The sequence below is a fragment of the Baekduia alba genome, assembly GCF_028416635.1.
GTDB classification, from domain to species: domain Bacteria; phylum Actinomycetota; class Thermoleophilia; order Solirubrobacterales; family Solirubrobacteraceae; genus Baekduia; species Baekduia alba.
In genome coordinates this window covers 5,237,155-5,260,605 of sequence record NZ_CP114013.1, presented here as the reverse complement: position 1 = coordinate 5,260,605, position 23,451 = coordinate 5,237,155, and the positions used below count along the sequence as shown (strand labels likewise).

Sequence of the window (23,451 nt, the reverse complement as noted above, 5' to 3'; positions counted from 1 at the left end):
GTGGGCTCATCCCTGCCCAAGGACCTGCGACCGATCGCGATCGTCGTCGTGATCGGGGCCATCATGTCCATCCTGGACGCGACGATCGTCAACGTCGCGCTGCAGACTCTGCGCGACGACCTCGACGTGTCGCTCGCGACGATCCAGTGGGTCAGCACCGGCTACCTGCTGGCGTTGAGCGCCGTGATCCCGCTGACGGGGTGGATGGCCGAGCGCTTCGGGTCGCGGAAGGTGTGGATGGGCGCGGTCGCGGGGTTCGTCGCGACCAGCGCGCTGTGCGGCGCCGCGTGGTCGGCGGACTCGCTGATCGCGTTCCGCGTCCTGCAGGGCCTGGCCGGCGGCATGATCATGCCCATCGGGATGATCACGCTCGCGCAGGCCGCGGGGCCCAAGCGGATGGGCCGCGTGATGAGCGTCGTCGGCGTCCCGATGCTGCTGGGGCCGGTCATCGGCCCGGTGCTCGGCGGGTTGTTGGTGGACAACCTGAGCTGGCGCTGGATCTTCTACGTCAACGTCCCGGTCGGCGCAGTCGGCCTGGTGTTGGCCTACAAGCTGCTGCCGACGGGGCGCGCGGCCGGCCGGGCGTCCGAGGCGGGCCACGCCACGCCGCCGCTGGACAAGTTGGGGTTGTTGCTGCTCTCGCCCGGCGTCGCGGCGGTCGTCTTCGGCCTGAGCGAGGTCGGTACGCACCGGACGCTGATGGTCACCGAGGCGTGGCTGCCGATCGTGGTCGGCGTCGCGGCGGTCGCGACGTTCATCGTGCGCGCGCTGCGCATCGAGCACCCGCTGGTCGACGTCAAGCTCTTCCGCGGACGCGGGTTCAGCGCCGCCGCGGCCACGACCACGCTGATCGGCGGCGCGCTGTTCGGCTCGATGATCCTGCTGCCGCTCTACTACCAGGTGGTGCGGGGCCAGTCGCCGCTGCACGCCGGGCTGCTGATGGCCCCGCAGGGCCTCGGCGCGGCGCTCGGGATGAACGTCGCCGGGCGGCTGACCGATCGCATCGGCGCGGGCCGCGTCGTGCCCGTCGGGCTGTTGTTGTTGGCCTTGGGCACGATCCCGTACGCGACGATCGGCGGCGACACGGCCTACTGGGTCCTGATGGTGGGGCTGTTCGTCCGGGGCCTCGGCCTCGGCGGGACGATGATGCCGGCGATGGCCGCGGCCTACGCGACGCTCGACAGCGCCGCCGAGGTCCCGCGCGCGACGCCGATGTTGAACGTGTTGCAGCGCGTCGGCGGCTCGGTGGGGGTGGCGGTGCTGACCGTGATCCTGGAGAACTCGCTCCAGTCGCAGGTGTCGGACGCCACCGGTGGCCGGGGCGTGCCCGGCGGAGGCGACGGCGCGGTCGGCGGGACGCTGCCCAACGCGGTCCGCGAGCGGCTCGTCGATCCCCTCGGCGTGGCGTTCGCCCACGCCTACACGTGGTCGCTCGTGGGCATCTTGTTGGCGTTGATCCCGGCGCTGCTGCTGATGCGCGAGGAGCGGCGCGCGCGGCTGGCGGCGGCCGCCGAGGCGGCGGCGGAGGGCGTCGCGGACGCCGCGAGCGCGCGGCCGACGCCCGTCGCGGCCTGAGCGCTGACGACGGCGGCGACGACGTCCGGGTCGAACTGGCTGCCGGCGCAGCGGCGCAGCTCGGTGAGCGCGGTCGGCAGCGGCCGCGCCTGGCGGTAGGGGCGGTCTGAGGTCATCGCATGCAGTGCGTCGCAGACCGCGACGATGCGCGCGGGGAGCGGGATGGCGTCGCCGCTGAGGCCGTCCGGGTAGCCGGCGCCGTCGTAGCGCTCGTGGACGGCGCGGACGAGCGGCGCGACGTCGGTCAGGAGCGGGATGCGCTCCAGGAGCGCGGCGCCGATCGCGGAGTGCTCCTTGATCTCGTCGAACTCGGTGGGCGTCAGCTTCCCGGGCTTGCTCAGGAGGTCTGAGCGAACGCCGATCTTGCCGATGTCGTGCAGGAGCGCGCAGTAGCGCAAGGGGCGGAGCTCGGCGTCGGTCAGGCCGAGGTCGCGGCCGGTCCGCAGCGCGAGGTCGGCGACCTCGTCGGCGTGGTCGGCCGTGTAGGCGTCCTTGGTCTCCAGGACGTCGGCGAGGATGCCGAGCGTGGTGGCGAACGACGTCTCCAGCTCCTGGGTGAGCTCCGCGCGGTGCAGGGCCGCGCCGACCTGGGCGGCGACGGCGTCGGCGAGCAGGAGGTCGTCGTCGCCGCAGGCGTGGGTGGCGAGCTGCTCGAGGTTCAGGACGCCCCAGATGCGGCCGTCGACGAGGATCGGGAGGCTGAGCTCGGAGCCGGGGTCCGAGCGCGGGTCGCGGCGCAGGTAGTCCGGGTCGGTGGTGGTGTCGGCGATCACCGCGGGCTGGCCGGTGCGCGCGACGCGCCCGTTGACCCCTTCTTGTACGGGTTGCTCGTAGGCGAGGAAGTCCGGGTGGTCGGCGAGCGGGCCGGCGGCGCCGACGACGCGCAGGGTCTGGTCCCGCGCGTCGAGCCGCTGGATGACCGCGAGGAAGAAGCCGAAGGCCTCGTGGAGCTCGTCGACGGTGACGGTCGCGATGGCGTCGGGGTCGTCGAGGGGCGCGAGCTTGGTGGCGAGGCGGGCGGCGACGGCCAGGCGGGAGCGCTGGGTGGGGGTGGTGGCGCCGTGCGCCTGCGCTTGGCCGCTGCGACCCTTGTTGGTGTACATCGCGGCGTCGGCGGCGAAGAGGAGCGCGTCGCGCGTGGTGCCGGCGTGGGGGTGGGTGGCGATGCCGAACGAGACGCCGTCGCGATGGGCCACGCGCTCGATCGCGTCGGCGGCGCGGCGGGCGATGCGGGCGGCCTGCTCGGCGTCGGCCTGCGGGAGGATGAGGGCGAACTCGTCGCCGCCGACGCGGAAGGCGGCGTCGGAGGTCCGGCACGCGGCGGCGACGGCGCCCGCCGTCGCTCTGAGGGTCCGGTCGCCCGCGGCGTGGCCGCCGATGTCGTTGACGGCCTTGAAGCGGTCGAGGTCGAAGAGCACGACGGCGAAGGGCGCGGTCGGCGTGCCGAGCTGGCGGTCGAGGGCCTCGTGGAACTCGCGGTGGTTGAGCAGCCCGGTCAGCGGGTCCCGCCGCGCGCGAGCGTCGTGCTCGGCCAGCGTCAGGAGGTTGTCGAGCGCGAGCGCGGCATGCTCGGCGAAGGTAGCGAGGGCCCGGCGCTGCCTGCGCGGCACCGGTCGCATGGCCTGGAGGTGGCCGACCGTCTTCCCGCGCGCGACGAGCGCGAAGACCTGGTCCGGCGGCCCGTCCGGCCCGGTTCCGAGCTTCAGCTGCGGCTGCAGCCCCGGGAAGACGTGCGTCGCCCGTCGCTGGACGGTCGTCGCACACTCCTCGACGCTGGTCGCGGCCGCGATGTCCGCGAACGCGCTGAGAAGACGTGACGAAGTACCCCTGATCGGCATGCCTCCGGGGAAGTCGGCAACCACGCTCGCCTTCTGTTGGTCCACCCGGTCCAAACCGACTTCGCCCCCCGGTCGAGAACCCACCGACCATCCTCCGCGCTACTGACCTACAATCCCGTTGCCTCACGCCGACGTAGCTCAGCTGGTAGAGCACTTCACTCGTAATGAAGGGGTCCGGGGTTCGAGTCCCCGCGTCGGCTCCTCTGGAAATCCCCGCAAGGCAACGATTTCCACCAGTTCCGTAGTGGCGCCCGATCACCGATCGGGGGCCACGCCGGGGCCACGGCGCCTTCCTTTCGCGCCTCCTCGCCGGTCACGACGTACGCCGAGCGCCGCTCGCCCGCCGCGCCTTGGAGCCGGAGACGCCGCCTCGCCGCGTCCTTCGCTGTCGACCCCGCGCGACGCCACCGTCGCGCGCATCGACCGCAAGGAGGAGCGCATGACCACCAACCGCACGGCGACGATGGAGTTGCCGGAGTTTCCGTGGCCGAAGGAGACCATGACGGTCGCCGAGGTCGCCGCGACCATCGGGCGCACGCCCAAGACCGTGCGCCAGCACATCCGGGCCAAGCGCTTGCGGGCCGTTCAGTTCGACGCGGGCGGCCCGTACTCGGTCCACCGCGACGACGCCCAGGCGTGGGTCGCCTCGTTCGTCGTCGGCCAGCAGGTGCGCGAAGGGCTCGATCGCATGGTCAATCGGCGGCGCGCCGGTCTGGCAGGCGCCCCGCGCCCGGGAGGCCTGCGACGCGGGGGTAGTCGCCCGTGACCGCGTGGGCGCGAATTGACGACGAGGACAACGAGACGGCGGTGAGCTATGCCGCCCGCTGGCGCGGGTCAGACGGCCGCATCCATACCGAGACGGCGCGCGACGAAGCGGACGCCCTCCGGATCCGCACGCAGGCGCTGACCGAACGGACGGCTGACAGCGATGGCTAAGCCCACGGTCAAGGCCAAGCGTAAGCGCGATCCGGAGATGCGCAACATCGAGGCCCGGCGGCGCAAGCGGGCCGACGGGTCGGTGCTGCTCACCTATCGCGTGCGGTGGATCGACGACACGGGCGAGCGACAGCGCGAGGAGTTCGACGACGTCGACGAGGCCAAGGAGTTTCGCGACAAGCTGGAGGAGCGCGCCGAGCAGCTTCGGAAGGGACCGACGTCCCGTGCGACAACCACCGTCTGGGGCGCCAAGGCCAAGTGGTGGGAGCAGCATGTGCTCACCCGCCTGGAGCAACGCACGCGCGACAACTACGAAGGCGCGTGGGACCGGCACCTCAAGCACCGCGTTGACGGGCTGGTGCTGATCGACCTCACCACATCGGAGCTTGAGCGTCTCAAGGATGAGATGCTGGCCGAGGGCGTTGGCGCCTCGACGGTCAAGTTGGCGCTTGCCGTCCTCGGATCGATCCTCGCGTTCGGTGTGCGTCGCAACATGGTGGACTTCAACACGGCGCTGGCCGTTGAGGCTCCAGCCGTTCGCAAGAAGCGACCACGGCGCGTGCCGCCCAAGGTCGAGGTCGTGGAGCGCATGCGCGCTCTCGCCGTCAGCCAGTGGGACTCCGCCATGACCGCCATGTGGATCTCGCTGGCGGCATACGCCGGGCTCCGGCCTGGTGAGGTCCGGGGTCTGCGGTGGTGCAACGTGTGGGAGGCGACGCTCGTCATCCTGAAAACGCCTGATCCCGACGGTGAGTCCACGAGCGACACTAAGACCCACCGAAGCCGCTCGGCGGAGTTGCTAAAAGCCCTCGCGGTCGATCTGCGGGCATGGCGTGCCATCACGCCATACGCCGCCGACTCCGACTTCGTCATCCCGGCCGCCGATGGCGGCGCGATGTCGGACGACGACTACAAGAACTGGGTCAAGCGGAAGTTCAAGCCGGTCGCCCGCGCGGCCGGATGGGAATGCACTCCATACGACCTGCGGCACTTCAACGCCTCGCTGCTCATCAAGGAGGGCCGCCTCTCCAACCAGGAAATCGCGACCCACCTCGGCCACTCGCTCAACGAGCTCTCGCGCACGTATGCCCACGAGCTTGCGGAGTACCGAGGCCGCCAGGTCGACGTCCAGGCCGAGATCGAGCAGGCCCGTCACAACCTGCACGGCACAGAACCGCTGTTGCGGATCGCCGTCGACCTCGGCGCCGACATCCGAGACACGCCGGGGCATGTGTCGGCCCCTATGGCTACCGCGCCGGCCCCTGCGGCTGTCCCGGCCGGTGTCCTCGACAGTCTCGTCAACCTCAACGTCCTCGGGGTCCTGACCAACGACGAGCTAGCGGAGAAGGTGCGTTCCCTTGTGGCCGCCTAGTTCTAAGCCGCGCAGCAGTGCCACGCAGAACAGCCGTGCCCAGCACGGCACCGATGTATCAGCAGCAATCCAACATCGCGCTTGCGGAAGCGCCCTGCTCCACCACCCAACAGTCAACCTCGCTCCGGTAGAAGCCGATCGCGCCGCCGTCGTCGTACGTCGCGGGGAGCGGTGCGCTCCGCCGACACGCCAGGTCCACAACGTCAGCCTGCGACACGTCGAGCAACGTCGCCGTTTGGCTGATCGACATCGGCCGCTCGCGAAGCCCGCTATCCACGACAGGGACGGGCTCGAGTTCGTGGTGCGAGTCCATGCACCGGCAGGCGCGACCCGTTCGCCATTCCGGCACGCTTCGCGTCTCGCGGCAGGACGCGACGCGACTGCGTGCCCGCCGTCACCCGCGCGCTCGGGCGGCGGAGCGCTACGTCCCCAGGGTGAACGCTAGGGCGCGCGAGCGCTCGGTGCCGCGCCTCCAAACGCGGTTCCCAGTCGCTTGTCTGTGTGGCGCCCGTGTTCAGACCGCGGGCGCCAGCTAGCGATGGATCGCTCCACGGAGTTGCAAGTTCAGCCACTTCAGGTTGTTGCGCCCGTCACCACGCACGATCATCTGCCCGGTCGCGTGGGCGAAGCGCCCCGTTCCCGAGACGATCTTGGCCGTACCCGCGAGGTGGTACTGGTGAGAGGTACGTCCTGGAGCGACTCGGTTGCTGCCACGCAGCGTGAGTGTCCCCGACCCGAACCGGATGCGGGTGGTCGTGCGGTACCGCCCGGTGGTCTGGGTCGTAGCGCTTCGGGCGGTCATGGTGCCGTTGCCGAGTTGCGCAGATGCGACCTTGCCCGCCTGGACGATGCCCGCCGCGCTTACCCCGACGAGGTGGAGCCGCGCCGACACACGGACCTCGGCAGCGTTCGTGCTTCGTGCCTCTGCGCGAGACTCCGCCAACCAGCAGATCGTCGCGATCGTCGCGATCGCCAACGTGGCCAGGACGCGCTGCCCCAGGCCTTGCCGACTCATCTGCTCAGGCTCCTTCCGACGTCAACGCCACGCGGGCAACAACCCCTGCGCCGCCGGCGCGGACGAGCGCAACGCAGCCATGACGCTGCACCTTGCCCGACGAGGTCTTGGGCAGCATGCCGGCTTCGACGAAGACACAGCTCGAGAGGCGAGCTCCGCAGTCGCGGAAGGAGGTACGCGCGAGCTCGCGCGCGAGCTCGCGCAAGTCGCGGCGCGAGTCGGCGTCTTCCACCACCGCCGCCAGCTCCGGGGTGCCGACCCGGCCGACGTTCACCACAGCGACCCGCCCGGGCTTGATCGCGCCCGCGTCCGAGAGCGCCAACTCGATGTCCCGAGTGAAGAGATTGCGTCCACCGACCGAGACCATGTCGTCCTTCCGCCCGAGCACGTAGAGACGTCCGTCGTGAAGGAACCCTTGATCGCCGGTGCGCAACACGCCGCCCTGGCAGCGCGACGCCCAGCCGTCATCGCCCATGTACCCGGCGGCGAGCGCAGGCGACCGTACGCAGATTTCACCCACGGCGCCGTCGCCTCCCCCCTTTGGCGACTCGATCTGCACATCGACCCCCGGCAGCGCACGGCCGCATGCGACCACTTCGACCGCGTCGGTGCCCGCCTGCTCAGACCCCGCCGAGCAAGGCCCCGCGCGACCGCGACTCAGTGCCGCGGCGTCCACACGCAGAGAGCCGGGGACGCCGTCGTCCACCGGCGTAAGCGTGACCGCCAGCGTGGCCTCGGCCAGGCCGTATGCGGGCAGGAGGGCCTCCGGGGGGAGCCCGAGACCGGTTGCCGGATCGGTGGCCGTTCGCAGCGTGTGCGTCGAGATCGGCTCTCCGCCGAGCACGAGCTTGCGCATGGTGGCCGGCATGCCGGCTTGGAGCGCCGGGCGGCGACCGATTGCGCGTGCCACGAGGTCAAGCGCGAAACTGGGCGCGGCGCTCACAGTGGCACCGTGCGACCGGCAATCCTCGAGCCAGGTCATAGGGTTGCGCAGGAATCGCTGAGGATCCCCTAGCATAAGTGGGTGACCGGTCCAGTAGCTGAGGAGCACACACCCGAAGAGGCCCATGTCGTGGGACATCGGCAGCCAGACCGCACCACGATCCCGCTCGGGATCGATCCGCAGCGCGTGGGCCAGGGCATCCAGCTGCCAGGCCACCGCCCGCGCCGTCAGCACGCAACCTCGCGGCTCGCGCGTACTCCCCGAGGAGAACTGTACGAAGGCAATGTCATCATCGGCCAGCCCGGGCCCGACCATGGGCGGGGCATCGCGAAGGGCCTGCAAGGCAAGCGTCGGCGTGGCCTCGGCCTGCGCGCCGCTGAGCACGCTCGCGTAGGCCTGGTCGGCCACGGTCGCCGCAGGCCGCGCGTGGTCGAGCACGCGTCCGAGCAACTGCTGATAGCGCTCGAAGTCCATCCCGCGCGGTGGCATCGGCAGGGACACCACATGCGCGCCGAGCAGCCACGCGCCCACCACCGCCGCGCAACTATCGAACCCGTTGGTGAGGAGAACGGCGACTGCGTCCCCGCTCCTGACCCCGCTGGCATGCAGCGCACCGGCTGCACGTTCGCTGCGGGAACGCCAGTCGTCCCATGTCCAGGCGTGGTAGGCGCCGTCGTCCCACGTCGTGAGTATCGGCGTCGCGCCTCGATCTGCGTCGATGATCGATAACAGTCCGGGGATTCGACCGGCACCCGACAGCCTGTCTGAGGTGTGCATCGGGCGCGTACGCTACGGCGTCCATATGCTCTGCACAACTCACTTTGACTAATTTCCCTTACCGCCCTAGAGTCCCCGCTGCCTTGGCGGGATGTCCAGCGATCCAGGAGCGGTACGCGTGCCAGACGAGTTCCAATTCGTTGTCGATGCCGAGCGACTGATGGCTCGCGCGAAGTCGATGCCCGCACCGCCGATTCCGCCGTTGCGCGGCCGGAGCGTGGCGCTACAGCCGGTGACGCCCAACGACTACGGGATCCTCCAGCTCCTCGAGACCAACAACGAACTGGCGCTCAACTGGCGCTATCGCGGTCAGACGCCGAGTCCCGAGCAATGGATGTCGACCCTGTGGTCGGGAGTCCTCGCGCAGTTCATCGTGGTGGCCGAAGGCGCCGACGTTCCGGTCGGTCTCGTGCTCGCATATCGGCACTCGTTCCAGGACCAGCATGCGTACATCGCCGGCCTCCGCTTCGACCCGGACGACCGCACACCACGCTTCATGCGTGGCATCGCGTTGTTCCTGCAGTACGTCTTCGGCAGCTGGGAGTTCCGGAAGCTCTACCTCGAGACGCCGTCATACAACCTGCCCCAGTTCGCCAGTGGCCTGGGCAGCTTCTTCGAGGTCGAAGCTCGACTCAAGGACCACTACACCTACGCTGGGCAGCACTGGGATCTCGTCACTTTGGCTGTCTATCGCGAACGGTGGCAGGAGCAGGCCGCACGCGTTCTCGAGACCGAACGCGTGCAAAAGCCGACCCGGGTGGCCGTGCACTTCCCGGCGGAGACGACGCGGTGACACCAGCGCCCGGAGATGGCCGCCCCTCCTGGGAAGCGTTCCGAGACGAGATGGCTGCAATCTTGAAGGTCCCCAAAGACGAGCTCGTCGAGGACACGCGCCCGTTCTCCGACCTTGACGTCGACTCACTGGCGCTATCGGAGATCGCTGCGTTGTTCGACGTGGTGTACGGCGCCGTCGACGTCCTTGATCGGTCCGATGCCGAGTTGCGAGAGCTCACCGCCGTCGAGCTCCATCGCCTTTGCGTCTCGCCCGTCACCGCCTGACGGGCCGCCGAGATCGCGCTTCGCACGCGGCAACACTTGTAGATCGACTCACTAAGGAGTGACTGCGTTGAGAGCAGAGCACGTAACACGCGCTTCGGGCGCTGCTGTGGGCATGGTGGCGATGATGGCGTCGCCCGCGTTCGCCGCGCCATATGTGGAGACGGCCCCGACGCTGCCAGGTGGCGGCGTCGCACCGCAGTACGTCACGCCGACCCCGCCGGTCGACCCGCACGACCCCCAGCAGCCGACCAAGCTCGTCAAGGGCGCGCCCGCGTCCGCGTTCGGCGGCACCGTGACGCCGTTGGGAGTTCAGGATCGGTACACGTTCGCGAACCCCCGCGGTCCGATCAGCCTGCTGCGGAACACGTCGGCGGGCTACGTTCTCGGATCCGCCTTCAACGGCGGGACGTTCGACGTCGTCAACAAGGGCAGCGGCACCTGGTACCGCGGCACGATCTACGGGAACTACAACAACTGCGGCTTCACGCTGGCGGCGAACATCAACCCGGGCTCGGGCACGCCGCACTCGACCTGCCCGACCGACTGGCAGGCCGACCCAAGCACGTTCGGCTCGGCGTTCAACTGCTCCGGCTGCGGAACGGGCATGAAGGTTTCGCTCACCGGCGCCGTGAACAACTTCGCCAACGTGAGCCCGCTCACGAACGCCAACAATCCCGCCGACAACCAGCGGCAGTTGCCCGGCGGCACCTGCGTCGAGTGGCGCTACGTCACGACCAACAACCAGTTCGTCATGGCCCGCACAAGCGTGGCCGACGACGACCACGGCTCGTGGGTGTTCATGGAGAAGACGAGCTTCCCCAACCCACTGCCAACTGGCAGCGCTCAGTGCTAGAAGCGGACATATCGAGGGCGGCGGGGCGCAACCTTTTGCGCCTCGCCGTCGTTAAGATCGACGAAACCGAATCGTAAGGACTGGCCCTACCAATGAACCACACTCTTTCGCTCCTCGCCGCTCGTTCCCGCACGTCTTTGGCTGTGCTCGGTGCGCTCGCCGCGTGTGCTCTGTCGCTGAGCGTGGCTGCCAGTGGGCAGGCTGCCAGTTCGGCCCCTCCGCATATCTCCGGGAAGCCAGTGGTCACGTTCCATCGCTCGTCGTCGGGCAAGGTCTACTACGAGGTGGTCGTCCGAACCACGACGGCGCTTCCGCGCTCGGCCTCGGGCACGATCCTCGCCGGCGCGCGGATCAACGGCTACGGTCCCGACCTCGATTTCTCGATGAGCGACCATGGAGGCTTCGTCACCGCCAAGAGCGCCAAGGGGACGCACTGCTACCAGCAGTCCACGCTCGACATCATCGATCCGCCCCACGGAACGCTGGCGCACCCGAAGGTCGGCACGATCGTCCACGTCAGCGTCATCGTCAAGGGGCGCCCCTCGGCGTTGAAAGCGTCCGCGCGACTTTCCTCGTCCTCGTCCTCGTCCTGGGCCGTCCGCAGCCTCTGCCGGTGACGCGCGTCTAAGGCATCGCCTGATGTAGGCGTATTGCGCAGTCTTCGTGTTGGGTTGAATCCGCGCCCTTCGCGTTATCGGCTTGAGTTCTTGCCGCAGGGTCGATGCACGCACCCGCAGTGCCCACAGCGATGAGACGTCTCGAAGCCGACTCCGGCTCCGGGTCGTGGGAGTCATTACGGGAGACGCGAACCATGCGACGTTTTACGGGCGGTCGGTGTTCGACGCGATGCGCCCCCGCTGGTTGACGACTCCGTTGTTACCGGCCGCGCGGGCTCGACGCGGCACGACGTCAGGGGGATCATCGGGCGCATGGATGCTTTCACGGCGCTTCGTCTCGATGGCTACATCCGCGTCTCCGACGTTCGCGGGCGAGCCGGTCCGTCGTTTATCTCGCCCAGTGTGCAGCGCGAGCAGATCGACGCGTGGTGTGCCATCCGCGGTGCGAAGCTGCTCAACGTGGCCGAGGAGCTCGACGCCTCTGGGCGCCGCGCCGATCGACCGAAGCTGCAGGAGTTGATCGGTCGCGTCGAGGCGGGGGTCAGCGACGGGATCATCGTCGCCAAGCTCGATCGCTTTGGCCGCTCGCTACGCGATGCTCTTGACCATCTTGATCGCATCCAGCGCGCGGGTGGCACCTTCGTTTCGGTCCAGGAGGGCTTCGATCTGTCCACCGAGCACGGCCGGCTCGTGCTGCGGTTGATGTTGTCCTACGCGGAGTTCGACAGCGATCGCATCCGCGCCAGCTGGGACGACGCTCGCCGCCGCGCGGTCGCGCGCGGCGTCCACGGCTCTGGCGTCGCGCCAGTTGGCTACCGGCGCCGCGCCGACGGCCGCCTGCGACCCCATCCTAAGACCGCGCCCGCGGTGCGCGAGGCCTTCGCCCTGCGCGCCCGAGGCGCGAGCCTTGACGCGGCCGGGCAGATCCTGCGCGACGGCAAGATCCGCAGCGCGCGCGGCGGCAGTCTCTGGACTCGAACGACCATGGCGTTGTTGTTCAAGAACCGTGTCTACCTCGGCGAAGCCCGCTGCGGCACCTACATCCTGGCCGACGCGCACAACGCGCTCGTCGATCCGGTCACCTGGCGCCTCGCTCAGTCTCTCAGAAGGAAATTTCTGGGGCTCGGCCCCGACGCCGACGAGCGCGGCTAGCTCCGCGCAGGCCGCTGGATTCGGCCCGTCCAAGTTGATGATCTACCCGGGGCCATCTCGGGGCCACCGTGGTGGTTCGGGAGCGGTCCCGGTATACTTTGAGGTGCGATGACATCCCTTCAGACCTCAGGGTCTTACAGGGATTTGTCAGAGGTTCCAGCCCCTCAGCAGAGCGAGCACTTCACTCGTAATGAAGGGGTCCGGGGTTCGAGTCCCCGCGTCGGCTTGTCAGGGAGTCGCTGCAAATGCGCACTTTCCGCACCCAAGCGTGGGTGCCGCGCATCCCGCTGACTCCCAGTTGTTGGGGCAGAACGGGGTCTCGCAGGGTCTGTTTGAGCTGTGTCCTGCCTGTTCGCGTCTGCGATTGGGCGAGGGTGTTTCGGGCCGCTCATCGACTGAAGAAGCGATGACGCAACTCGAACTGCCCTTCGACGATGAGCTGTCGCCAGAGACTTCATCGTCGGGATATCTCACGATCGCCGAAGCTGCGCAGCGGGTCCGCTGCCACGAGCGCACGATCAGACGCGCGATCGATCGCGGCGCGCTACGCGCCGGTCGAGTGCGAGGCGCGAACGCTGCTCGTGGTGGGTTCCGCATCCGGCCCGCCGATCTCGACCGCTGGCTGTTCTCGGACGACGATGGCGGTTCCTCATGACCGCCGCCGCCGACTCCCGCAAGCCGCGCGTCGAGCAGCGACGCCGGCGTCGCACCGACGGCAGCATCTCGACCACGCCAACTGTCCGCTGGACCGACCAGGACGGCGCCCGCCGTCGGCTGAGCTTCGACACGTTCGAGGAGGCCGACCTCGAACGCGCTCGTCTCGCGCTCGAACTCGCGCAGACCGGCTCCATCGGCGGCACGGTCAGGGACAACACCTTGGCCGCGCTGTGGCCGACCTACCGCGCCGACGCCGTTGCCCGGCTGGCCCGCGCGACGATCGTCAGCTACGACCGATGCTGGTCGCGGCACCTCGCCCCGCGCTTCGGAGACATGGTCCTCGACGAGATCACACCTCGCGCGGTCGCGCAGTGGCGTGCCGACATGCTGGGCAACGGAGTCGGTCGCGAGACCGTCCGTCGCGCGATGGTGTTGTTACAGGCCATGTTCACCCTCGGAGTCGAGTGGGGTGAAGCCGAGCGCAATCCGGTCTCGGTCGTGCGGAAGCCTCGGCAAGGCCGTCTCCGCGCGATCGAAGTGCTCGATCCCGCGACCGTCGAGCGCTTGCGTCGCGCACTCCTCGCTGACGGCGACCACTTCTCAGCCACGCTGGTGAGCGTCCTGGCCTACGCCGGTGTCCGCCCTGGCGAAGGCATCGCCCTCGAACGCCGCCATATCCGCGAGGACACCATCTTGGTCGAGCAAGCGGTGTCCTACGGGTCGCTGAAGCTGCAGAAGACCGGCCGCGTGTACCGGACCGTCGACCTCCTGCCGGAACTCCGCGAGGACATCTTGGCCTGGTGCGACATGAAGGAGATAACACGACCCGACGCGCCTTTGTTCGGCCGGAGCGACGGCGGCTGGATGCGACCCGACGATTGGAAGAACTGGCGGCGCCGGCACTTCAACGCAACGACCGAGGCCATCGACCTCGGCCGTCCGCGTCCCTACGACCTCCGCCACTCCTTCGCGTCGCTGATGATCCCTGACGGCAACACCTCGATCGTCGAGCTCGCCGAACAACTCGGCCACTCACCGACCGAGACGCTGAAGACGTACGCACACGTCTTCGCCGAGCACCGACGACAGCCACGAGTGCCGGCGAGCGACCTCATCCGGGCCGCTCGCGACTCCTCTACCTGAACGCACTCCAGCGGCGGGCCTACTCGGCGCCCGCCGCCAGCGCCTCGACCATGACCACCAACTCGCGTCTCGGTGCCCGCCTAGACTCATCGTTTCGGCCTCGGCTGTCGTCGAGTAAGTCTCGGGCCATCAGACTGATCTCACCCGCGGCCTCGGTCGCTTGCGCCAGACAAAGCGTCGCGACAGAGAGAGCATCGGAGGGACTTCTGTAGCCCGACGAGCCGAGTACCGGGCGCCTAGTTCGACGACCTCGCGGACCGCCTACACCGAGTACTGAAAGAAGCGTCCGACTTCGAAGTCGTAAATCGCGATCGACGAGCCCGACACCGTTCCGTTGAAATGTCGTCGCGATGCGAAGTCGTAGCCGTTGAAGCTGCTCCCGCTCAACGTCACCGTTAGGTGGCGCCGGTTCCCGTGGTGGTACATCGAGCTGGGAGACCCACTGATATGGCAACGAGCGCCATAGTCGTACACCTGAACGCTTCCAGGTGTCACCTCTCCGGAGAATTGGAAGTGCTTGCGGGCCGTGAAGTCATACACGGCGCCAGTGTCCCGCTGACCGGCTAGGCGTCCGACGACATAGGCGACAGCCCGGCGTGTCTCGTCAGTCATCAGACTCACCCATCCGCATGTGAGCGGGCGCGCTAGTTCGACGCATCCGGCATCTCGCCACGCATGATCAGCTTCTTGCCTCGATTCTCGTCGGCTACGAGATCGGGGTGGTCGCGCAATAGCGCCGTGATCGCCTGAACGCCGAGTTCTACGGCGCGATCCCGTTCGGCGGTCAAATCCCGCCCGGCGCGGCCGCGATGCAAGATCTGACTACGCACGCCGTACAGCGATGAGATTTCTCGATGAAGCCGAAGACGGTCTTCGACCGTCGCGCCAAGAAGCCATGCCATGGCCGCCGCAATACGGAACGTAAGCTCGCCTGCGTCAGTGCCGGCAAAAAGGCTCTCCCAAGCGACGACAGCATCCACAAGACTGTCCTCCAAGTCATGGCGTACGGAGAGCGCCGACGTCAACCGGCGCGTTGGGATCGCCAGCGTTGGTGCGTATCTCAGATCCACGAGCGCCGCCGCCTCGGTCAGAGCAGCCGCTGATTGGGTGGTTAGGGCTCGCTGCTGGGCCGGCCCGGGCTCGGTGGCTCTGCCGACCGCTCCCCAGCCGACTCCAAACAGCGGCGTGATCGCAACCACACGCGTCACCACACCTGCGACACGCGGATTATGGTTCGCGAGCAGAAGCGTTAGCGCGAGCTTCTCGACCCGCTCATCGAGCGTCGTGTTGAACGCGCGCATTGCCGACTGCCGCGGCGTGGGAGGGCCTTCGGGGGCCGAGGCGTCGCCGACTGCGACATCGCATTCGATCGTCGTCACGAATGCGGCCCCCTGCGCCGGAAACGCGTCTCCAATTGCATTGAGAGTGCTCTGGTCCATCGATCGGAGCACGCCCCACGGCAGATCGAACTTAACAGCCGGCTGCACTTCGATGCCCTGAACGCTTGTGGCGACAGGGACTCGAATCCGCTCACCACGACCGATTGCCCGAAGATCGGCGAGCACAGCGCGCAACTGCGCGACAAGTCCGCCTAGCGAGAACTGGGCATCGAGAAGCCGCGACCGAGCAGCCGCCGCGCCAATGACCGCCGCCGGCAGAGCGTCAAGGTCTACGGCAGCGCCCGTTCCTGCCGCGAACATAAAGAACGGCGGCGCCGTGCCATCGCCGAGCATTTCAAACAGTGGGTCGTCCCTTACGGCCTCCGCGAACCGGGATGCGGCTGGGTGCTCCATTACCGCCGACATGACTATCCGATGCGCTGGAGTTACGAGCGCAGCGGACGCAAACGGGTCGCGCAACGGCGGGAGAAGCAGTGCCGGGTAGACGTCACGCGCGATTGCGAAAATCGTTGACAGCAGCGGGTCGGCGTCCACAATCTCGGGCACTTCGTGCCCCGCCTGGCGGCGGAGAGCGTTGCCGACTGAGTGCTCGCCGTCCTCGGCGCACATCCGCGCGACTCCACTGTGAACACCAAGAGCTGCGTCGGCTAGGAACGTCTGACAGACGTTGATCGCGACACAGACGTCATCGTGACGAGGGTGGGTGTGGTCGGCGATTGCGTCGTCGATCTCACCGACAGCCAGGTCGGCCACGTAGCCGACGAAGTCCCGACCCAGGAAGCCGACTGGATCCGTCGTGTGCATGAAGCCGCGAGCCTACTGTGGTCACGACAGGCCTCGCACTCTCTGCGTCCACCGCGAGCGACCCAGGTGCCGTCGGTGGCTCGCCTGGCGTACCGAGGGTCGGATCGCGGAGCGCGTCGCGCTCACCTCTGCCGCCGGCAGCACTGGACCGGACCAGATGCACCATGCCCTTCGACGAGATGCCGATGACCCATGCCGAGTCAGAGCAGCTGCGTGAACTCCAGCTCGGTAAGGAGTTCGACGCCTTGAGCCGTCGCCTTCCGCAGCTTGGTGCTCATCGTGTGGCCTCGAAGGACGCGTGGGTCACTGATGCCACAGACGAGATAGTCGGTCGAGCGCGTCACGGAGTTGGCGCAGATGGCGCCGCACTGGACCGCAAGGCGGGCGGCGTCCTCGCGACGCCATTGCTGGAGGGTTCCAGTGAAAACCAAGTGCATGCCGTAGAGCGGATGATCGGGATCCGCGTCGGGGTTTTCGGGCAGCCTGCCCAGCCGAGATTTGTGGTCCTTGATCGTGCATCGGACGTCGTGCGGACCGTATGACCCAACGAAGACCGTGAGGCGCTCGGCGGCCTCGGAGAGGGTCGTCGTGCCGAGTGTCGCGAGCAGCTTCAGCATCACCTCCGCGCAGGCGCGAGCGTCCGCGAGCGGATCATGGTGATCGGCCAAAACGACGTCGACGTGGTCGCAGACCCAGGGGAGGCTGTAGCTGGGGAGCCCCGTCCACTGGCGTCGGGCCATAACGAGCGAGCAGACATAGTTAATCTCCGCGGGCGTGGCACCGGTGCGAACGTGCTCCGCGCGGACGACACCCATGTCGAAGCCAGCGTTGTGGGCGACCAGTGTCCGACCGCCGGCGAAGTCCAGGACCTCGCTCCACACCGTCGAGAACTCGGATGCATCTCGCGTGATTGAGCCGTCGATGCCGTGGATGAACGTGTTGAATGCGTCGTACTTGTTGCCCGGTGGCCGGATGAGCCACCGACGCTCGTCGACCACGGCTCCGTCCGCGACGGCAACTGCGGCGACGGCGCACGCGCTGGCACGGTCGCTCGAAGCGGTCTCGAAGTCGACCGCGACCCAAGGTTCCATCCGTTCTCCGCTCATCAGCGTTCCCTGACGTGTGCACCCTATACCGCTCAGATATTACGAATCGAACTACCTCGTCGCGAGCCACGCCGCGGCGTAGCGAGGCAGCGCACCGTCACCGTGGACGCGGCCGGTGAATGCTCGGAGCCGTGACCGTTCTAGACGGCCTAGACAGCAGATGATTTGCGCCTTCTCGAGCTCGTCGCGAGAACGTTCGTACTCGTCAAGCAACCGCTCGAGATCCGACAACTCCGCGCGCCGCGCGAGCACGGCGCGGGCCGCTGCTCTCATCATCGGTCGTGCCGCCTCGTCGAGCGCAACATCGCGCGCGAGAGAAATCGCCTCGTCCGACGGGTGCGCATCGCCATCAGCCCACCAAGCGAAGACGAGTAGCCGCTGCGCGTCGTACACGCCCCCCTGAGCCGTCCGCAGAAACCCGAGAAGCGAGGGCTCAAACTCAGACTCGCTCTCCGCCCGACGCACGTAACGCAGGATGAACGGCGTCTCCTGCGGGAAGTCGGCGAGCAAGGGCGCCAGGTGCGGCAAAGCATGCTTGTCCTTCGCCGCGGCGAGACGGTTGAGAAGGAAATGGAAGATCGACTTGTCAAAGCCTGACTGCTCGCGCTCGGCCACGAAAGCGTCGAAGGCGTCGCGAATGACGGCTAGCGGAATCCGGCCCGGGTCATCGCGGATCAACTGATCAATCTCTCCACTTGTTAGGTACGGCGAGTTTTCACCGGCCTGCATGGAGTCGAGGACTGCCTGCCGCCACTGCCGGCGTATGCGTGCAATCGTCGGCGTTCGCCCTTCAATCAAATGACGTGCATCTTCACCCGAGATGACTCGTGTCTTAGCACCCTGCAGACTCAGGCCTCTCCGGCGGAGGGTCCGTGCTGTCTCGACCAGCGCGCGCTGCGCCTCTTCTTCTGTGTGACAGAAGATCCGCATGTCGTCTGAGTACCGGGCATGCAGCAGGTGATGGTGCTGCAGCATCCGGTCCAGCGGCTGCAGGTAGAGCTTCGCCAGGACGTGAGAGGCGTAGGAGTCCTGCGGAAGGCCACGCCCTTCTACCTGGCACCAGCGATTGAGACAGGCGGACAGGACGCGCAACGGATGCTCGGGACTGCCGAGTGCTCGGAGATCGGAGAGAAGGAGCTTGATTGAGATGTTTTCGTAGAACGCGGCCACGTCCGTGATCGCGACCGAGCCGCGCTCGCTGAGATTCGCGAGGCTGGCGCGCCGAAATGAGTCCCAGCCTTTGAACGCGTTCTTGAACCACGGAGGAGCTTTAGCGGGACGACTTAGGCGATAGGCGAAGTCCTTGGTCCCCTGAGCCCATGCGAGTTCCGCGAAGATCGCGTCGAAGCAGGCATGAACGCAGGCGTTGTAGACCACGCGATCGCGCAACGACATCAGCGCGATCGGTCGAACGAGGCCTCGCGCCTTCGGTAACTCGATCAGCGTGGCGGTGTCCGGCGTGTAGGCGTCAGACGTCAGTCGCGCCTCGAGTTCTGGCAGCCATTGCTCGACACTCGCATCCAAGATCTCGAGTTCGAAGGGGTTGCGGAAGGCTACGGAGCGAACCTCGTTCTTAGTCGACACCCAGACGGAGCGGAGGTCGACGAGTTGCGTGAGTGGAGCGGTGATCGCGGCACCGTATATGCAGAGACGGCGCGATAGTGGACTGGGGCGACTGACTGAAGACGTCTGCGACGCGGTATCGACGAGCGAGCAAGAAGTGCATCGCCAAGCCCGAGGGTGAAACGGTCGGGCACACCGCCATCGTGCCGGTAGGTTTGTTCAGGCTGACGCCGGACAACGGAGCCGCGGCGTCGCAGCACGGGCCGGCTTGGGTCCCAAATCCCGCTCAGCCCGGGTACACTCCACCCATGCCTAGTCCGCAAAGCCTTGCGCTTTGCAGCGACTTGACTGGCAGCGACACCACTCCTTCAACCACTGAGCGCACCAGAGCGGCGCTCGTAATGAAGGGGTCCGGGGTTCGAGTCCCCGCGTCGGCTCTTCGGGAAGTCCCTGCAAGGCGCCGTAGCTCGCGACTCGTTGGAGTTGTCCGAGCGCCGCGATGGGGTTTGTATCCAGGTCGAACGGAGTCCAATTGGGGTCCCTTCGCTGCCCGTCGAGTCGATCTCGACGCGTGGTTGTTCAGCGGCGACGACGGCGGCGCACGATGCCGCGTTCAGCTCCGCGGGAGTCGACGGTGGAGACGCGCCGGTGCTGGCGCAAGGACGGCTCGTACTCCGACGGGCCGACCGACCGCTACCAACGACGAGAAGGGAGTGCGTCGCTGGAAGAGGTGCGCCAGCGTCGCGGAGGCCAGAGTTCGCTTATAGCTGGGCGTGTATGCGGGGTCGCTTCGATTCGTATTGGACGTATGTGGCGAGGGCGGGCTACCGTCAGGCTCCACCACGCGGGAGAAGAGCGACATGTTGACGCCGCACGTGCGAGAGATCAGAGAATCCGACGCCGCCAGGGCCAAGGCCGAGCACGCGTCGAGCAGCGCTCCGCAGCAGCCAGGCCGGAGTTCGCAGCGCGACCTCGTCGTGCAATCTTTGCTGCGACACCCGGCCGAGCGGCCGCCCGGCACCTGAGCCTGCGCCGCGGTCGCGAGGACGCCGTCGATCGCCGCGCTGAGATCGCGCCGTCGCGGATCGCGTGACCGCGCTGGGAGCCAACATGGTCGGATCCACCCACGATCGAGACGCTCTGCTGTGGCTCCTCGACGAGCTTCTGGAGGCGCACCTCGACACCGTCGAGATGATCCTCGGTGGTCAGAGCGACGCGGACTGGACCAGCCACGCCGAGTACCTCAAAGGCCTGCAACGACTGGGTCGCGCAACCATCGCGCGCGCATGCGCCCAGCGGTCGTGACGGCCAGACGTCGGAGCCGGTGGGCCCGCTGCCGGCGCAACGGACCCTGCATATCCCGGTCGTGTCGCCGGCGCGCCGCAGGGCGCGGCTACCCCAACTCCGACCGCAGCACCGCCGCGACCGGCCGCCGGGCGCTGGCGCGCGCCGGGATCGCGGTGAGCGCCGTGACCACGACGACGGTGCCCGCGACGGTCGCCAGCAGCCACCACGCCGAAGGCGCCGGCGCGGCGTCCGGGCTCACCGCCGCGAAGAGCCCGAGGCCCGCGGGGATCCCGACGATCGCGCCGGCCAGCGCGGGGAGGACCTGCGCGGCCGAGAGGCCGGCGGCGACCTGGCCCGGCGTCGCGCCGAGCGCGCGAGCGAGGGCGGACGTGCGGCGAGCGTCGAGCACCGTCGCCCAGGTGATGAAGACCGCGTTGACGGACGCCTGCGCGACGAGCATCACCGCGATCAGCGCCAGCACGTCGCTCAGCCGGTCGGTGCGGGGATCGGCCAGGGCGGACGTCGTCCGCTGCGCGTCGAGCTGCGCGTGGGCACAGAGCACGGCGACGATCCCGGCCACGGTGATCGTCGCGCCGGCCGCGCACAGCAGCGAGCGGCGCGGGCGGCGCCCGGCCACGCGCAGGCCGAGCAGCAACGGCACCGGCAGCCGTGCCGACAGCGCGATCAACCGGGCGCTGCGCCGCGGCGGACGGGCCGCGTCGCCCAGCGCGAGCACCGTGCTGACCCGTGCGGCGCGGACCGCGGGCACGAGCGTCGCGACGATCGCGACGGCCACCGCCACCGCGATCACGACAAGGACATCGACAACGCCGAACGGGATCCCGCCGGCGCCGCCGACCAGGCCGGCGCCGGGATCGGCGAGCGGAGGGGCGGTGAGGCGACCGATCGCCAGCCCCGCCGCGGCGGCGACCAGCGCCAGCACCACGTACTCGGCGAGCAGCACCGACGCGACCAGGCCCGGCGTGGCGCCGACGGCCTTCAGCAGGCCGACGCGCCGCATCTGGCCGGCCATCCGCCCGCCGACGAGCACGGCGACGCTGGCCAGCGCCAGCAGGCCCAGCAGCCAGCTTCCGGTCAGCAGCGCGCGCCGCTCGTTGCGCACGAGGTTGCCGGCGTTGTCGCTCAGCTGCGTCCAGGACTGCAGCATCGGCGGCGGTGGCGGGACGGACGGACGCGCACCCGGCGGCGCGTTCAGGCTCTCGCTCTCGCTGGGCTCGTGCGCGCTGACGAACGCCGGGGCGCGCGCCGGATCGGCGAGCCGCAGGTTCATGATGTAGGACACGCTCTCCGGAGCCACCGCGAGCCGGCGGGCGTCGGCGCGGGTGAGCCAGACCAGGCCCGGATGCACGACGTGCCCGCGGACCATCGAGCCGGCTGACGGGTAGGGCGACATCGCGGCGGTGACCGCGATCCCGGCGACGCGGAACGACCGGCCGCCGACCTTGACCGCGTCGCCCGTGTGGACGTCGAAGGCGTCGGCGAACGCGCGCTCGACCACCACGCCGCCGTCGTGGACCCAGCGGCCGGCGGTGAGCTCGGGCTGGTCGAGCGTGGCCGGGGCGACGTCGCGTCCCTCGGCCTGGACCGCCGCGCGGGTGCCGTGCGCGGTCAGGGTGGTGTCGGCCAGCGTGTAGGGACCGCTGTGCGCGACGACGCCGCGCGCCCGTGTCAGCGCGTCGAGCGCGGCGGGGTTCACCGACGCGTGGCGGCCGCCGGCCGGTGGCGTGCCGCTCGGCCCGGGCTCCGGCGGCTCGACCCGCGCGACCACGTCGGGCCCGGCGGTCGCGGCGCGGGTGCTCTTGTACGGCGTCTGGACCACGCCGTGCAGGACGAGGCCGAGCGTCAGCGTGGCGGTGGCAGCGGTGATCGTCGCCACCAGGAGTACGGCCTGCGCCGGATGCCGGCGCACGTCGCGCGCCGCGAGGCGCAGGACGAGCAGGACGCGGCCCATGGCGCTCAGGCCTCCTCGAGCCCGGCGAGCGCGCCGAGCCGCCCGGTCGAGCCGTGGGTCAGCCGGGTCTCCTCGACGAAGGCACCGTCGCGCATCGAGATGAGACGGTCGGCGGTCGCCGCGATCCGCGCGTCGTGGGTGACGATCACGACCGTCTGGCCGGTCGCGCGCAGGTCGTCGAAGAGCCGCAGGACGTCGAGGGTCGCGGTGCTGTCGAGGTTGCCGGTCGGCTCGTCGGCCAGGACGAGCAGCGGCTCGTTGCTGAGCGCCCGCGCGACCGCGACCCGCTGGCGCTGACCGCCCGAGAGCGCGGACGGGAGGTGCGCGGCGCGGTCCGTCAGCCCGACGCGGTCGAGCAGCTCGGTCGCCCGCCGTCGCGCGGTTCGCGGCGAGGCGCCGGCCAGCAGCGCGGGCAGCTCGATGTTCTCGATCGCGGTCAGCTCGTCCATCAGGTGGAAGGCCTGGAAGACGAAGCCGACCGCGTCGCGGCGCAGCCGCGCGAGCGCCCGCTCGCTGAGGTGGTCGATGCGCTCGCCCTGCAGCCGCACCTCGCCGGCCGACGGCCGTTCGAGGCCGCCGAGCAGGTGCAGCAGCGTCGACTTCCCGCAGCCGCTCGGCCCCATGATCGCCAGCGTCTCGCCGGCGGCGACCGCCAGCTCGACCGCGTCGAGCGCGTGCACGGCGCCGGTTCCCTGTCCGTAGTCCATCCGCAGCTCGTGCGTCTGCACGAGCGGTCGGCCGATGTCCATCAGCGTCCCTTCGTCGTCATGGAGCTCCAATAGCGGGCGCAGGCCTCGAGCCACTGCAGGTCGGCCTGCAGCCGCAGCACCACGCCTTCGAGCAGGAGCCCGGCGACCGCGCCGTCGGGCTGGGCCAGCGCGGCCCGTTGCGCCTCGGCCAGGTTGGCCAGGACCGCGTGGCGCTGGACGTCGACGATCCGGACGGGATCGCCCAGGCCCGCCGTCGCGGCGGCGACCAGCTTGAGGTGGAACTCGGCCGGCGCGGGCTTGGGCCAGCTCGTGTCGTCCAACCACGCCATGACGCGCGCGCGCCCCTCCTCGGTGAGCTCGTAGACCTTGCGGTCGGGACGATCGGACTGGCCGACGTGCTCGGCGCGCACGAGCCCCGCCTTGTCGAGCCGCGCGAGCGTCACGTAGACCTGGCCGGCGTTCAGCGCCTCCGCCAGCGGGCCGAGCGCGAGCTGCAGGCGCGCGCGGAGCTGGTAGCCGTGCGACGCGTCCTTGGCGAGCAGCGCCAGCAGGATCTCCTGGACGACCCGCAGTTGATAGCCGTGCGACGGCTCCTTGCTTGCTGCGCCAACCGCTCGAGGCATCGAAGGACGCCTCCTCTCTAACCGTTATCTAATCCGACGGTAACGGTTA

Annotated in this window: 21 protein-coding genes, 1 tRNA gene and 1 pseudogene; 13 read left to right on the top strand and 10 right to left on the bottom strand. The window is 68.9% G+C overall.

Annotated features, from left to right (window positions below):
- Complete coding sequence (locus tag DSM104299_RS26405; protein ID WP_272474656.1) at positions 1 to 1,575, top strand: DHA2 family efflux MFS transporter permease subunit; 1,575 nt, start codon at positions 1 to 3, stop codon at positions 1,573 to 1,575.
- A 32-nt stretch (positions 1,576 to 1,607) separates the two neighbouring features.
- Here DSM104299_RS26405 and DSM104299_RS26400 read toward each other — a convergent pair.
- Positions 1,608 to 3,194 (bottom strand): annotated as a pseudogene (locus DSM104299_RS26400) (HD domain-containing phosphohydrolase); the annotation flags it as partial.
- A 346-nt stretch (positions 3,195 to 3,540) separates the two neighbouring features.
- Between DSM104299_RS26400 and DSM104299_RS26395 the strand changes: the two are divergent.
- The 4 genes from DSM104299_RS26395 to DSM104299_RS26380 all read left to right on the top strand — a co-directional run bounded on the left by DSM104299_RS26395 (position 3,541) and on the right by DSM104299_RS26380 (position 5,721).
- Positions 3,541 to 3,613 (top strand) — tRNA-Thr (locus DSM104299_RS26395).
- A 239-nt stretch (positions 3,614 to 3,852) separates the two neighbouring features.
- Positions 3,853 to 4,179, top strand: coding sequence for a helix-turn-helix domain-containing protein (locus tag DSM104299_RS26390; RefSeq protein WP_272474655.1), 327 nt, complete (start codon positions 3,853 to 3,855; stop codon positions 4,177 to 4,179).
- Positions 4,176 to 4,349 carry a hypothetical protein gene (locus DSM104299_RS26385; protein WP_272474654.1) on the top strand — a complete coding sequence of 58 codons (174 nt, stop codon included), beginning with the start codon at positions 4,176 to 4,178 and terminating at the stop codon, positions 4,347 to 4,349. The genes DSM104299_RS26390 and DSM104299_RS26385 overlap by 4 nt, the downstream gene beginning before the upstream one ends.
- On the top strand, positions 4,342 to 5,721 hold the full coding sequence (locus tag DSM104299_RS26380; RefSeq protein WP_272474653.1) for a site-specific integrase: 1,380 nt from the start codon (positions 4,342 to 4,344) through the stop codon (positions 5,719 to 5,721). The genes DSM104299_RS26385 and DSM104299_RS26380 overlap by 8 nt, the downstream gene beginning before the upstream one ends.
- Before the next feature lie 532 nt (positions 5,722 to 6,253).
- On the opposite strand, the gene DSM104299_RS26375 is transcribed toward DSM104299_RS26380, so the two are convergent.
- Together DSM104299_RS26375 and DSM104299_RS26370 are read right to left on the bottom strand one after the other, a co-directional pair.
- Positions 6,254 to 6,736, bottom strand: coding sequence for a hypothetical protein (locus DSM104299_RS26375; protein ID WP_272474652.1), 483 nt, complete (start codon positions 6,734 to 6,736; stop codon positions 6,254 to 6,256).
- Between the two features lie 4 nt (positions 6,737 to 6,740).
- Entirely contained in the window at positions 6,741 to 8,456 is a 1,716-nt protein-coding gene (locus tag DSM104299_RS26370; protein WP_272474651.1) for an AMP-binding protein, read from the bottom strand.
- 118 nt (positions 8,457 to 8,574) lie between these two features.
- Between DSM104299_RS26370 and DSM104299_RS26365 the strand changes: the two genes are divergently transcribed.
- From DSM104299_RS26365 to DSM104299_RS26335, 7 genes are all read left to right on the top strand, one after another.
- A complete protein-coding gene (locus DSM104299_RS26365; RefSeq protein WP_272474650.1) occupies positions 8,575 to 9,249 on the top strand; it encodes a GNAT family N-acetyltransferase in 675 nt (224 codons plus the stop codon).
- Positions 9,156 to 9,515: an acyl carrier protein gene (locus DSM104299_RS26360; RefSeq protein ID WP_272474649.1), complete on the top strand. Its 360-nt coding sequence runs from the start codon at positions 9,156 to 9,158 to the stop codon at positions 9,513 to 9,515. The genes DSM104299_RS26365 and DSM104299_RS26360 overlap by 94 nt, the downstream gene beginning before the upstream one ends.
- 67 nt (positions 9,516 to 9,582) lie before the next feature.
- Positions 9,583 to 10,368: a hypothetical protein gene (locus tag DSM104299_RS26355; RefSeq protein ID WP_272474648.1), complete on the top strand. Its 786-nt coding sequence runs from the start codon at positions 9,583 to 9,585 to the stop codon at positions 10,366 to 10,368.
- Between the two features lie 92 nt (positions 10,369 to 10,460).
- Positions 10,461 to 10,985, top strand: a complete 525-nt coding sequence (locus DSM104299_RS26350) for a hypothetical protein (protein WP_272474647.1) — start codon at positions 10,461 to 10,463, stop codon at positions 10,983 to 10,985.
- Between the two features lie 312 nt (positions 10,986 to 11,297).
- The gene (locus DSM104299_RS26345) at positions 11,298 to 12,137 is read left to right on the top strand and encodes a recombinase family protein (protein ID WP_272474646.1); all 840 of its coding nucleotides are present in this window, start codon (positions 11,298 to 11,300) and stop codon (positions 12,135 to 12,137) included.
- Positions 12,138 to 12,543: 406 nt separating this feature from the next.
- Positions 12,544 to 12,792 (top strand): helix-turn-helix domain-containing protein, encoded by a 249-nt coding sequence (locus DSM104299_RS26340; RefSeq protein WP_272474645.1) that lies wholly within the window; start codon positions 12,544 to 12,546, stop codon positions 12,790 to 12,792.
- Positions 12,789 to 13,937, top strand: a complete 1,149-nt coding sequence (locus DSM104299_RS26335) for a tyrosine-type recombinase/integrase (RefSeq protein WP_272474644.1) — start codon at positions 12,789 to 12,791, stop codon at positions 13,935 to 13,937. Before DSM104299_RS26340 ends, DSM104299_RS26335 begins: the two co-directional genes overlap by 4 nt.
- Before the next feature lie 261 nt (positions 13,938 to 14,198).
- Here DSM104299_RS26335 and DSM104299_RS26330 read toward each other — a convergent pair whose 3' ends face one another.
- The 4 genes from DSM104299_RS26330 to DSM104299_RS26315 all read right to left on the bottom strand — a co-directional run bounded on the left by DSM104299_RS26330 (position 14,199) and on the right by DSM104299_RS26315 (position 18,831).
- The gene (locus DSM104299_RS26330) at positions 14,199 to 14,477 is read right to left on the bottom strand and encodes a hypothetical protein (protein WP_272474643.1); all 279 of its coding nucleotides are present in this window, start codon (positions 14,475 to 14,477) and stop codon (positions 14,199 to 14,201) included.
- A 104-nt stretch (positions 14,478 to 14,581) separates the two neighbouring features.
- Entirely contained in the window at positions 14,582 to 16,141 is a 1,560-nt protein-coding gene (locus DSM104299_RS26325; protein ID WP_272474642.1) for a HEPN domain-containing protein, read from the bottom strand.
- A gap of 200 nt (positions 16,142 to 16,341) precedes the next feature.
- Positions 16,342 to 17,247 (bottom strand): exonuclease domain-containing protein, encoded by a 906-nt coding sequence (locus DSM104299_RS26320; protein ID WP_272474641.1) that lies wholly within the window; start codon positions 17,245 to 17,247, stop codon positions 16,342 to 16,344.
- A gap of 51 nt (positions 17,248 to 17,298) precedes the next feature.
- On the bottom strand, positions 17,299 to 18,831 hold the full coding sequence (locus DSM104299_RS26315) for an RNA-directed DNA polymerase (RefSeq protein ID WP_272474640.1): 1,533 nt from the start codon (positions 18,829 to 18,831) through the stop codon (positions 17,299 to 17,301).
- 1,068 nt (positions 18,832 to 19,899) lie between these two features.
- Between DSM104299_RS26315 and DSM104299_RS26310 the strand changes: the two genes are divergently transcribed.
- Positions 19,900 to 20,115 carry a hypothetical protein gene (locus DSM104299_RS26310; protein ID WP_272474639.1) on the top strand — a complete coding sequence of 72 codons (216 nt, stop codon included), beginning with the start codon at positions 19,900 to 19,902 and terminating at the stop codon, positions 20,113 to 20,115.
- Between the two features lie 88 nt (positions 20,116 to 20,203).
- On the opposite strand, the gene DSM104299_RS26305 is transcribed toward DSM104299_RS26310, so the two are convergent.
- The 3 genes from DSM104299_RS26305 to DSM104299_RS26295 are packed head-to-tail and all read right to left on the bottom strand — an operon-like array spanning position 20,204 to position 23,402.
- On the bottom strand, positions 20,204 to 22,069 hold the full coding sequence (locus tag DSM104299_RS26305; RefSeq protein ID WP_272474638.1) for an FtsX-like permease family protein: 1,866 nt from the start codon (positions 22,067 to 22,069) through the stop codon (positions 20,204 to 20,206).
- 5 nt (positions 22,070 to 22,074) lie between these two features.
- Positions 22,075 to 22,818, bottom strand: a complete 744-nt coding sequence (locus tag DSM104299_RS26300; RefSeq protein ID WP_272474637.1) for an ABC transporter ATP-binding protein — start codon at positions 22,816 to 22,818, stop codon at positions 22,075 to 22,077.
- The gene (locus DSM104299_RS26295) at positions 22,818 to 23,402 is read right to left on the bottom strand and encodes a PadR family transcriptional regulator (protein WP_272474636.1); all 585 of its coding nucleotides are present in this window, start codon (positions 23,400 to 23,402) and stop codon (positions 22,818 to 22,820) included. The genes DSM104299_RS26300 and DSM104299_RS26295 overlap by 1 nt, the downstream gene beginning before the upstream one ends.
- Positions 23,403 to 23,451 lie beyond the last annotated feature (49 nt).